The 12,014-nt window shown below is 48.3% G+C and carries 11 protein-coding genes; 3 read left to right on the top strand and 8 right to left on the bottom strand.

Going from position 1 to position 12,014, the window contains the following annotated elements; translation table 11 throughout:
- Positions 1-55 precede the first annotated feature (55 nt).
- Complete coding sequence (locus tag O59_RS10515) at positions 56-478, top strand: HIT domain-containing protein (RefSeq protein ID WP_040392185.1); 423 nt, start codon at positions 56-58, stop codon at positions 476-478.
- Positions 479-551: 73 nt separating this feature from the next.
- Here the strand turns inward: O59_RS10515 and O59_RS10510 are convergent, their stop codons facing one another.
- From O59_RS10510 to O59_RS10475, 8 genes are all read right to left on the bottom strand, one after another.
- The gene (locus tag O59_RS10510) at positions 552-1,031 is read right to left on the bottom strand and encodes an HU family DNA-binding protein (protein ID WP_007642421.1); all 480 of its coding nucleotides are present in this window, start codon (positions 1,029-1,031) and stop codon (positions 552-554) included.
- 250 nt (positions 1,032-1,281) lie between these two features.
- Positions 1,282-1,782 (bottom strand): hypothetical protein, encoded by a 501-nt coding sequence (locus tag O59_RS10505; RefSeq protein WP_007642409.1) that lies wholly within the window; start codon positions 1,780-1,782, stop codon positions 1,282-1,284.
- On the bottom strand, positions 1,775-2,242 hold the full coding sequence (locus O59_RS10500; RefSeq protein ID WP_007642407.1) for a GNAT family N-acetyltransferase: 468 nt from the start codon (positions 2,240-2,242) through the stop codon (positions 1,775-1,777). Before O59_RS10500 ends, O59_RS10505 begins: the two co-directional genes overlap by 8 nt.
- Before the next feature lie 61 nt (positions 2,243-2,303).
- On the bottom strand, positions 2,304-3,458 hold the full coding sequence (locus O59_RS10495; protein WP_007642405.1) for a cupin domain-containing protein: 1,155 nt from the start codon (positions 3,456-3,458) through the stop codon (positions 2,304-2,306).
- A gap of 72 nt (positions 3,459-3,530) precedes the next feature.
- Entirely contained in the window at positions 3,531-4,910 is a 1,380-nt protein-coding gene (gene purB, locus O59_RS10490; RefSeq protein ID WP_007642404.1) for an adenylosuccinate lyase, read from the bottom strand.
- 91 nt (positions 4,911-5,001) lie between these two features.
- A complete protein-coding gene (hflD, locus tag O59_RS10485; RefSeq protein ID WP_007642402.1) occupies positions 5,002-5,625 on the bottom strand; it encodes a high frequency lysogenization protein HflD in 624 nt (207 codons plus the stop codon).
- A gap of 79 nt (positions 5,626-5,704) precedes the next feature.
- Positions 5,705-6,823, bottom strand: coding sequence for a tRNA 2-thiouridine(34) synthase MnmA (gene mnmA, locus O59_RS10480; protein ID WP_007642399.1), 1,119 nt, complete (start codon positions 6,821-6,823; stop codon positions 5,705-5,707).
- A 58-nt stretch (positions 6,824-6,881) separates the two neighbouring features.
- The gene (locus tag O59_RS10475) at positions 6,882-7,319 is read right to left on the bottom strand and encodes an NUDIX hydrolase (protein ID WP_007642397.1); all 438 of its coding nucleotides are present in this window, start codon (positions 7,317-7,319) and stop codon (positions 6,882-6,884) included.
- Between the two features lie 413 nt (positions 7,320-7,732).
- On the opposite strand from O59_RS10475, the gene O59_RS10470 reads away from it, so the two are divergent.
- Positions 7,733-8,857: an efflux RND transporter periplasmic adaptor subunit gene (locus O59_RS10470; protein ID WP_040392180.1), complete on the top strand. Its 1,125-nt coding sequence runs from the start codon at positions 7,733-7,735 to the stop codon at positions 8,855-8,857.
- 61 nt (positions 8,858-8,918) lie between these two features.
- A complete protein-coding gene (locus O59_RS10465; protein WP_007642385.1) occupies positions 8,919-11,999 on the top strand; it encodes an efflux RND transporter permease subunit in 3,081 nt (1,026 codons plus the stop codon).
- Positions 12,000-12,014 lie beyond the last annotated feature (15 nt).

Below are 12,014 nucleotides of genomic sequence, written 5' to 3'. Positions count from 1 at the left end.
GCTTCACTACCGCCCACAGTGATGATTGCTTTAGCTTATAAAAGGATAACAACTTATGTTTGAACTTCACCCCCGTCTTGCACAAGATTCCGTTGTGATTGGTGAATTTGATTTGTCTCTGCTGCTCTTGAGTCGCGACGCAAACTACCCTTGGTGTATTTTGGTTCCCAAGCGCGAAGAGGTTTACGAAATTCACCATTTGAGTGAGGAGGAGCAGCTGCAGCTAATCCGCGAATCTTGTCGCCTCTCAGAAGTCATGACGAGTGTGTTTGACGCCGACAAGATGAATGTGGCCGCACTGGGCAATGTGGTGCGCCAGCTGCATATTCACCATATTGCACGCTTTACCGACGATGCAGCCTGGCCGCAGCCTATTTGGGGAAAGCTGCCGGCTAAAGAGTACAGTGAGGTAGATTTTGCCGAGCGAATCAAGCGCTTACAAAATGCGCTGATCGGTGAAGGGTTCACGGTTTGTTAACTGTTAATGGCTAGATTGCAGCCATAAAAAAACCCGCTGAAGCGGGTTTTTTTATAAAAAGTAATCGTGTCTATTAAACAGCGAATTCTTTCAGTTTTTTCAGCGGACGCACTTTTACGGAAATGCTCGCTGGTTTAGCTTTGAAAGTTACTTCTTCTTTCGTGAAGGGGTTGATGCCTTTACGCGCTTTAGTGGCAGGCTTTTTCACGGTAGTAATTTTCAGCAGGCCAGGCAGAACAAATTCGCCTACGCCTTTTTTCTTGATGTGACCTTCAATAACATTGGTCAATTCGTCCAACACTGCCTGTACTTGCTTTTTGCTCAGTTCGGTTGCATCAGCAATTTGTTGCAGCATTTGGGTTTTGTTTTGACGCTCAGCGATTGGCTTAACAACAGCAGGTGCTGCTTTAGCTACTGGCGCTTTTTTAGCTGCTGGTTTGGCAGCAGGCGCTTTCTTGGCAACTGCTTTAGGGGCAGCTTTTGGAGCTGCTTTAGCAGCTGGCGCTTTTTTTGCTGGAGCAGCTTTTGCGGCTGCAGGTTTCTTAACGGCCATATTTTTTTCCTTGTGTAAATGTGATCAACCTTGGGTTGAGTCGATGTTTTTTGATTACGCGTGTAACAAAAACCCCTGTATTTATAGGCTCTATGGCGCCTCAATACGGATTGACGCTATATATATAGGATTGAAAACGAATCGGCAACAAAAAATACTGTGGATTAAGCGCAAAAAGGGCTTTTTTTACGGCGTGTGACTTTTTGCCTTGGTTTTAACGAGTTAATTCATCGCTAAGGAGCGGATACTATTACAAATACAGCTGTTGAAACTCAGGTTCCGGTTCGGCGTATTGCCACAAGTAATTGAATTCCTCGCGCAGTTGTTTCACTTCGCGTGATGCCGCACTGTTATAGAAACCGCGGTAAGTGTTGTCGTCGTTTTTGTAGAGGACTTTTGTGGTATCACCCAACATGAAGCCCATTTCTTTATTGTTAGGCTCCTGCGTCATTTTTCGCACTTCAATTTTAGAAGAGAGTCGTTGCGCAAGGCGAACCAATGGATGGCCCGATTCTATAGCGCGCTTGGTGTCTTTTATCAGGATTTGGACCTGGCAGTGCCGGCTTGAACGTGCAAAGTCTGACAGCGCCTGCACATAGTGGTTAGTGCCGTACACTGGCTCATCCAGGTCGCGACTGAGAATAGCAATCTGCCGGTTGCTCTGCTGTAAAAGTTCAAGGCTGTAATGGCGAAAGTCTTCGAGGCCATCAAGTAACCAGAGTTCGGTACTGACAGCGGATTGTTCAGCCATTTTGCAACTCCCCGGCTTCAAACCACATAGTGATATGAGGAATACCTGCATCCATAAATTCACTACCCCTGGCGCAAAACCCTAGCTGTTCGTAGAAACTGCGGCGCGTGGTTTGGGCATGCAAATAAATCTTCCTGTCGGGCGCCGTGCTTAGGCAATAGTTAATAATAAATAGCATGAGCTGATGGCCAATACCTTGAGCGCGGAATTCGCGTAAGACGGCAACTCGGCCAATATGGTAAAGATAACCACCTTGTGGATTGGATTCTGTGAGCAACCGTGCACAACCTATTGCATTAACATTACTCTCCTGCACTAAAAAATGAATGGCGTCACTGTCGTATTCGTCCCATTCATCAGCTTCTGGTACTGCCTGTTCTTCGATAAAAACCCGGGTGCGAATATTACTTAGGTCGGTTTTGTGGGTGCGCCAATCGGTAATTATTGTTGTGCGGCTCATGATTTTTCCGTCGAAAAATAGATGGGTAGTGCGTGGGCTCTACCCATTCCAGGTTTGAAAATTATTCGTCGACTAGCAGTGTTTCCAGATTAATTAGCTGGGTTATGGCAGCGCGGTCTTGCGGATCTTGGACTAAGGTTTTGAGTTCGCGCCAGCTAATCTCCACTTCTTTGCACACCAGTTCGGCCAGCTCGCGCGAGCAGCAAATCACTTCGCCATCGGCAAATAAAATAGTGCCTTTTTCATCGCTGTGGAAGGCGAGGCGCGCAGCGGGATGACGCCAGAGTAATTCGCCGTCGGCGAGTGCAGATTGCCATTCACTGGCGTCTATATCGAGCGGCTCTTCATCGGTCTGTTCAATATATTTGCGTTCAGTCATAAATTTACCGAACCAATGGGCGATATTTTCGTTGGTCAGATGCTGCAAAATAATATTGCGCACTTGTTCGATGGCTTTGTTGTTAATTTCGCCCGGGTTGTCTTGCAAGGCCAAGTCTGGGTCGGAGTAGCGCAAGTCATCGACAATCGAGAGTGCAATTTCTTGCCCGGCCTCGGCGATAATATCTGCATGGCTGGGTGCGCGGAAACCAATCGAGTAGGTCATACAATCATCGCCCTGGGCATTGCCCCAGTGTGCGATGCCTGGTGGGATATAAAGCATGTCGCCCGGCTCCAGCACCCACTCGTCGGTAGTGTGAAATTCACTGAGGATTTTCAAGCGAGTACCTTCAACACGCGGTGAATTGTTGTCGCACATTTGCCCGAGTTTCCAATGGCGTTTGCCCAAGCCCTGCAACAAAAATACATCGTAATAATCAAAGTGCGGGCCAACACCGCCTTGATCCGGCGCGTAGCTGATCATTACATCGTCCAGGCGCCAGCTGGGGATAAAACGGAAATAGTCCAGCAGTTGATTTACTTCTGGTACAAATTGATCAACGGCTTGCACCAATAAAGTCCAGCGTTTTTCTGGCAAGGTTGCAAACGTTTTTTCATCGAATGGGCCATTGCGCAATTCCCAGGGCGTTTCGCCTTGCTCCAGCACAATGCGCGACTCAACTTCTTCTTCCAGCGCGAGACCAGCAAGTTCGTCAGGAGATAACGGTGATTCAAAACCGGGAAATGCGTTGCGAATTAACAGCGGTTTTTTTTGCCAGTAATCGCGTAAAAATTCTTCAATCGGCATATCGCCAAGATGGGTGAGGGGTGTGGTCATCTTTAATACCTGAAAATAAAATGGGAATTAAAATAATAAAGGGCTCCGTAGAGCCCTTTATTTTTTCACGGTTTAGATCGCCTTGGCTTGATCTACCGCATTACCAATGTAATTGGCGGGCGTTAAGTCACGCATGGTCTGTTTGGCGTGTTCGGGAATATCCAGCGTCTCTACAAATGCTGCCAACACTTCGCGGTTGATAGTTTGGCCGCGAGTCAGCGCTTTTAATTTCTCATAGGGTTCGGCGACGTTGTAGCGGCGCATAATGGTTTGGATTGGTTCGGCCAATACTTCCCACGAATTATTTAAATCTTCTGCGAGGCGTGCGCGATTGATCTCAAGCTTGCCCATACCTTTTAAGGTGGAGGCATAGGCAATCATGCCGTAACCAAAACCAACGCCCATATTGCGCAATACAGTTGAGTCGGTCAGGTCGCGCTGCCAGCGGGAAATAGGCAGTTTTTGTGCGAGGTGGGTAAAAATGGCATTGGCGATTCCCAAGTTGCCTTCGGAGTTTTCAAAGTCAATCGGGTTAACCTTATGCGGCATGGTGGACGAACCCACTTCACCAGCGATGGTTTTTTGTTTGAAGTAGCCGAGTGAAATATAGCCCCATACATCGCGGTCAAAATCGATAACGATAGTGTTGAAACGGGCGATAGCATCAAACAATTCGGCGATGTAGTCGTGCGGTTCAATTTGAGTAGTGTAGGGGTTCCAGGTCAGGCCTAAACTTTCGACAAATTCTTTGGCGTTTGCTTGCCAGTCAACATCCGGGTAGGCCGACAAATGCGCATTGTAGTTGCCCACGGCGCCATTGATTTTGCCGAGCAATTCTACTTCTTTAACGGTTTTTAGTTGGCGACGCAAACGCGCGGCGACGTTGGCCATTTCTTTACCGACGGTAGTAGGTGATGCCGTTTGGCCGTGCGTGCGTGAGAGCATGGAGTCTTCGGCGTAGTCGTGTGCGAGTTTGGCGATACCATCAATAATGGCTTCAGCATCCTGCAAAAATACCTTGCGACCTTCGCGCAGCATCAGCGCATGGGATAGATTGTTAATATCTTCAGACGTGCAAGCAAAGTGCACAAACTCCAATACTGCTTCCAATTCCGCGTTGCCCGCGAATTTATTCTTGAGAAAATACTCAACGGCTTTTACATCGTGATTAGTGGTGCGTTCTATATCTTTAACGGCTTGGGCATCTTCACTGTTAAAGTTGGTGACAATGCTGTCGAGAAACGCATTAGTCGCCGCGCTAAAGGCAGGTACCTCGGGCACGCCGGCCATCCGACTCAATTGCTGCAGCCAGCGCACTTCCACTTCTACACGAAAGCGAATCAAACCGAATTCACTGAAAATATTGCGCAGTGCGATAGTTTTGCTACCGTAACGGCCGTCTACCGGAGACACGGCGTTCAGCGCGGAGAGAGTGTTGAATGTATTGTCCATTGCGTTTCTCGTTTGAAATTAAAAATAAAAAGAAGATAAAGCAGAATTTTTATAAAACTATTCGTTTGGGATAAGGCGAGTCATGGGGCCGTTAAATCCGGCGCAATAAATCATCAACCTGCCGTGCGATATCCTTGCGATTGAGCAGCAGTTGCCAGCGATTGCCGCCTACCTGACGCCATAAAATGGCAGATCGCACCGCAGCGAGCAGCAAGGCGCGAATTTGGTTGGCGATGCGTTGTTGTTGCAGATAATTGTAGTCGCCATTTACTTGAATGCGAAAACGGAAGGTGCTCAGGGTTTCGGTATAAAGCGTGCCCAAATTGGCGACCACATTGTCGTGTGTGGATGAAAAATGCTGTGCCTGTTGGCTGGCTTGTTCAATGCGGCTGCCGATGACATTTAACATGTCTCGTCGGCCGGCGAGTTTCTTTTGCAAATGTAATACACCCAAGCCATAGCGCAGCACTTCGCGATGTTGCTGCGAGTTTGGGCGCAGTAATTCCCGCATAACCTCAAGGCCGGTACGCAGGTTTTCAATACTGCCGCCGTAGACATCCAGCGTGCTGGCAGGATTCAAGTCGAGAATGGATTCCATGCTGCACTTAAACGCATCGGTAGGTACATGCCCGGTTTTGGCGACTTGATCAACCAGTGCGGTGGCTTGAAATACGCCAGCGAGGGCGAGGGTAATGTCTTGCCAGTTTTTGCTCACGCGAATTCTCTCACTATCAATCGGTTGGAAGGCTATTAATCGCCTGAATGCTGTTACTTGGGTTGAGGTAAAACATTCATTAACGATTGTCGGTTGACTCGATAACGGCGCCACCCAGACAGATGTCGTCTTGATAGAAAACCACTGATTGTCCGGGTGTTACCGCGCGTTGCGGTTGATCGAAGTGTACATCGAGCGTGCCGTCGCTCATCACCTTGACTACACAGTCCTGATCGGCTTGGCGGTAGCGGGTTTTGGCACTGCAGCGAAACTCGGCCGCCGGTGGTGTACTGTTGATCCAGTGCGCCTGTTGTGCGATTAAATGATTGGTAAACAATAATGGATGATCTGTGCCCTGAACCACCACCAGCACGTTGCGGGTTAAATCTTTTTGCGCGACGAACCAGGGCTCTTCGTTGGCACCCTTAACACCGCCTATACCCAAGCCCTGACGTTGGCCAATGGTGTGATACATCAAGCCCATGTGCTCGCCAATGACTTTGCCATACGGAGTTTGAATTTCACCCGGTTGTGCGGGTAAGTATTGTTGTAAGAAGTCTTTAAAGCGGCGCTCGCCGATAAAACAGATGCCGGTGCTGTCCTTTTTGTTGTGGGTGATTAACCCATGCTCTTCGGCGATACGACGTACCTCCGGCTTTTCCAGCTCCCCTACAGGGAAGAGTGAGTGGGCGAATTCGGCTTCGCCAACAGCGTGCAAAAAGTAGCTTTGATCCTTGTTGGGATCTAACCCTTTGAGTAGATAAGTATGGCCATCGCGGTCGGCGCGGCGCACATAGTGGCCGGTGGCGATGAGTTCGCCGCCGAGCATGCGGGCATATTCCATAAAGACTTTGAATTTGATCTCGCGGTTGCAGAGGATATCCGGGTTGGGCGTGCGGCCCGCTTTGTACTCTTCAAGGAAGTGTTCAAAGACGTTATCCCAGTATTCTGCTGCAAAGTTGGCGGTGTGCAGCTTGATGCCAATGCGCTCACAGACGCGCTCTGCATCGGCCAAATCTGCTTTGGCGGTGCAGTATTCGGTGCCGTCATCTTCATCCCAGTTTTTCATAAACAATCCCTCGACTTGATAGCCTTGCTGTTTTAGCAGTAGGGCAGAGACAGACGAGTCGACACCGCCCGACATTCCCACAATAACGCGGGCACCGGGGGCAATAGAGGGCTTGGAAAACTGGGTCATAAGCGGAAATTACAGCGGTTGAAAAAGAGGCGGGCATTTTACCCGCCTTTTGCCCCTCTTAGCCAACAACCTCGAGCGGAAAACGGCGGCCGGCGCGATATTCCTCAATAATTTGCAGGGTCATGGGGCTGCGCAGCTGATCTTTGCGGGCGACCAGCTCTTCGTAGGTCAACCAGACTGCCTCGATTATGCCGGTGTCCAGCGGTCGCTGGGTGTCGTGACTGAGTGCTTTGGCGATAAATGTTGTACGGAAATAAGTAATGCCGTTGCTGGGCGCGGTATAAAGGTTAACGCCAACTACGCCCGTCAATTCAATGCTCCAGCCTGTTTCTTCGAGTGTCTCGCGAATCGCGGCCTCTTTAAGCGTCTCGTTAGGGTCAAGGTGACCAGCAGGTTGGTTGTAAACTTTTTTTCCATCCGCTTCCTCATAAACCATAAGGTAGCGATTGTCTTGCTCGATAATCGTCGCGACAGTTACATGAGGTGCCCAAGTCATAACCAATCCTTAATTGAGAATAATTGAGCGGGAAGAGTAAAGAAGCAATGTCATCCAGGCAATCAGATAACTCATTTTTATGAGTGATCCAGTTGGCTCTTTGGTGCGTTATGGGGTGGGTGATGAATGTCATTAGTTTGTGATAATCATTAACAACGCATTGGAGAATCAGGCAAAAGGGAATATTATTCGCCCACCGACCAGATGGTCGGATGATTCTTTTTGTGACCGGTTTTGGTTGTTGTGCGCTACATTTTTTGACAACTCCCAAGTTTGGTTTTACCGGTGACTGTGTAACAATTCTTCCGCATGAATGCGTGAAGCGATGGTCGGGATGCCGTTAATTTACCTCCCTTCCTATGTTGCTCGTTTCCAAATCGTTTTTCTCCTCTTCTTTTAATGGTTCTTCATCTATGAACAATGCGAAATCAATCGGCATTGCGGCCGCAAGTCTTGTAGGGATTTTCCTCATTGTTGCTGGCGTTAAGTTCGGTCAAATCATGGCAATGGTTTCTGCCGGAGAAAATACACCACCAGTAACGGAAACAGTCAGTACGTTTACCGCAGAGCTGCAGCGCTGGCCCAACAGTTATACCGCCATGGGAACCGTTGAGGCTTCCGAGGGTATTGTAATTGCCGCTGAAGTGGCTGGTAAGGTAAAAGAAATTCGCTTTAATTCGGGCGAGCAAGTTAAAAAAGGAACAGTGCTGCTGGTGCAGGAATCCGGCAACGAACAAGCGCAATTAAGTGCGGCGGAAGCGCGCTTGCGTTTGGCTAAATCCAACCATGAGCGTTTGCTGGAATTGCGCAAGCGCAATACCGTATCGCAAAGTGAGTTGGATGCTGCCTTGCAACAAATGGAATCAGCGCAAGGCGATGTGAACGATTTGAAAACCACGCTTGAGAAAAAAGTAGTGCGTGCTCCTTTTGATGGCCGCCTTGGTATCCGCAAAGTGGATCTCGGTCAGGATTTGCAGGTGGGTGGGGAATTGGTTTCCCTGCAGGCGACTAACACTGTGCGGGTAAATTTCCCGGTACCGCAATTTTGGTTGGTGCAAATGACACGTGGCCTGCCAGTGGAAGTAAATGTGGGTGATGGTTCTGATGCAACTATCAAAGGTGAAATTACCGCAATAGGTGCAGAAATAAGCACGCTTACTCGCAACGCCATAGTGCAGTCTTATTTGCAAAACGAAAACAGCTTGTTGATTCCGGGTATGGCGGTGGAAACCAAAGTGACCTTATCTGACCCACAAGAGGTGCTCGCGGTGCCATCTACAGCAGTTATTTATGCTCCTTTTGGCGACACCGTATTTGTAATTGAGCCAGGCGAAGCGGCGGGCAGCTTTAAAGCGCGGCAACAATTTGTTCGTTTAGGTAAATCCCGAGGCGATTTTGTCGAAATCGTCGACGGTTTGAAACCGGGTGAAGTAGTGGCGAGCGCTGGCGCATTCAAATTGTTGAATGGCCAAGCAGTAACCGTGGGCAATTTACCCACACCGGAATACAAGTTGGAGCCAACGCCGGCAGATAGTTAATCACATCGGTGATTAGATGGTTTATCAACTCCACAAGCCTCAACGCCAATGGGCCTAAGTTATGAAATTTACTGATGTATTTATTAAGCGCCCGGTTCTCGCCATAGTGGTGAGCCTGCTTATTTTAATTTTAGGGATTCAAGCCGGGTCAAATTTGACTGTGCGCCAATATCCTCGCAGTGACATCTCTGTAATTATTATTAATACCGTTTATGTGGGTGCCAATGCTGAATTGGTACGTGGTTTTATTACCACACCTATTGAGCGCGCCATCGCTTCAGCGGGCGGTATTGATTACATTGAGTCGCAAAGTGCAATGGGCATGTCCACCGTGACTGCCCACTTGCGTTTGAATTACGATCCCCTCAAGGCTATGACGGAAATTTCCGCCAAGGTAAATCAGGTGCGTGGCGATTTACCGCCAGAAGCCGAAGTGCCTGCAATTCGTATTGAAGCAGCCGATTCGCAATTTGCTGCTGCCTATTTGAGTTTCAGTTCGGAAATTCTTGAGCAAAACCAAATTACGGATTTCTTAACTCGCTCTATTCAGCCGCGTTTAACTGCGATTAATGGTGTGCAAAAAGCGGATGTATTAGGTGGTAGAACCTTTGCAATGCGTATTTGGCTAAAATCCGAGCGGATGGCGGCGTTAAATGTAACACCGGTTCAGGTTCGCGCTGCGCTTGCCGCCAATAATGTGCAAGCCGCTGTTGGTCAAACTCGCGGTTCTTACACTCAGGTAAACCTGCGGGCAGACACCGACCTGAAAAGTGTTGATGAATTTAAACGATTAATTATTCGCAATTCTGCCGATGGGATTATCCGCTTAAGCGATATTGCCGACGTCGCTTTGGGTGCGGAAAATTATGACACAGTAGTAAATTTCTCAGGCGATACCGCAGTATTCATGGGCGTATGGGTCGCTCCCAACGCTAACGCGCTGGATGTGATGAAGGCTGTTAACAAAGAAATGGAGGCCATTAAATCCGAGTTGCCAACTGGCTTGAGCGGTACTGTGGCTTACGACTCTACCGAATATATTGATGCAGCGATTAATGAGGTTATTAAAACCCTCACGGAAACGCTATTAATTATTGTGGTGGTAATTTTTCTTTTCCTTGGATTTAGCCGCTCGGTAATTATTCCGGTGCTAGCGATTCCGCTCTCGCTTGTCGGCGCCTTATTTATTATGCAGGTGTGCGGCTTCTCGCTTAATTTATTGACCTTGCTGTCCATCGTATTGTGTGTGGGCTTGGTGGTCGATGATGCCATCGTTATGGTGGAAAATATTGAGCGTCATATCCAGGAAGGGATGAAACCTTTTCCTGCAGCTATTACCGCCGCACGTGAATTGGCAGGGCCAATTTTGGCCATGACCGTAACGCTCGCTTCGGTTTATATTCCAATCGGTTTGCAAGGTGGTTTGATAGGCTCATTATTCCGTGAATTTGCCATCACCCTGGCAGGCGCGGTGACTATCTCGGCGGTTGTTGCAATCACGCTGTCCCCTATGTTGGGTTCGCGTATGTTAAAACCTCACACGGGTTTAAATGCACCGCTGGAGAAGCCCTTTGAGCGTTTCCGCGCTTGGTATGTAGAAAAACTTAAAGTGAGTCTGGAAAATCGTACCGGTGTCTATATTTTTTGGATTGGTATTACGCTGCTGTGTTTCCCGCTGTACATGATGTCGGCAAAAGAGCTGGCGCCCGTTGAGGATCAAGGTGTTATTTTTGGCATTGTGGATGCGCAAGCCAATTCAACGGTTGACCAATCGTCGCATTATGGGAAGCAAGTGAATGAAGCGTTTATGAGTGTTCCCGAGACAGATTTTACCTTCCAGCTGACCATGCCCACTGGCGGTTTTTCTGGCATGGTGACTAAGCCTTGGGAGGAGCGTGATCGCGATGTATTTCAAATCATGCCGGAAGTGCAAAAAAAGCTGGCAGAAATCTCCGGTGTAAGAATTCTACCTATCACTCCACCTGCATTGCCTGGTGGTGGCCAATTCCCGGTTGAATTTGTATTGGCTTCAACTGCAGATATTAAAGAAATTTATGATTACGCATTAAAAGTGCAGGAAATAATGCAGAAATCTGGCAAGTTTTATTTCCAAACACTGGATGTAAAAGTGGATCAGCCTGATTACAAATTGAATATTGATCGTGAAAAAGTGGCAGATCTTGGTTTGGATCTGCAAACAGTAACTAACGACGTAGGCACTTTGCTGGGCGGAGGTTATGTAAATCGCTTCAATATGGCGGGGCAGAGCTACAAAGTGATTCCACAAGTTAAGCGCGCTGAACGTTTGACTCCTGATGATCTGGCAAATCTTTATGTAACCGGGCCAGATGGGAATCTTATTCGTCTGGATCAGGTTGCCACAATTACTCACTCTACCGAGCCACGGACTATCAACCGTATGCAGCAATTAAATGCTGTCAAAATCAGTGGTGTCCCCGGTGTGCCATTGGGTGAGGCACTGGCTTTCCTCGAGACAGAAGTGCGCAAAATTCTGCCCAAGAGTTACACCATTGATTACACCGGTGAGTCGCGTCAGTTAAAGCGTGAGGGCAATACATTTTTGCCTGCATTCTTAATGGCAATTGTGATGATCTTTTTGGTGTTGTCTGCGCAATACAACAGTTTCCGCGATCCATTGGTTATTTTGGCGGGATCAGTACCGCTGGCGATGTTTGGTGCGCTGTTGTTTACGTTTTGGAAGATTCCCATGCCGATTCCATTTTTCACCGACGGTTTTACCACCACGTTGAATATTTATTCTCAAGTGGGTCTGGTGACGCTGATGGGGTTGATTGCACGTAATGGTATTTTGGTTGTGGAATTTGCCAATAAGTTGCAAGAGCAGGGTATGGCCAAGTTGGAGGCGGTCCGTGAGGCCTCGTCACTGCGTTTGCGCCCGGTGATGATGACCAGCGTGGCAACTATTGCGGGGCATACACCGTTGATTTTTGCTTCCGGTGCAGGTGCAGAAGCGCGTAACGCGATTGGTATTGTTCTGGTGCTAGGTATGGCGATAGGTACATTCTTTACGTTATTTGTATTGCCCTCGGTGTATATGCTGCTGGCGAAAGATCACCAGCATGACCACGAGCAATTGGATGAGTTGGTGCAAACCACTTGATTCAAGTGGTAGTTC

This window comes from Cellvibrio sp. BR (genome assembly GCF_000263355.1).
Taxonomy (GTDB): Bacteria; Pseudomonadota; Gammaproteobacteria; order Pseudomonadales; family Cellvibrionaceae; genus Cellvibrio.
Note: the sequence above shows the minus strand (reverse complement) of the source record. Positions and strands in the feature narration are given on the sequence as shown.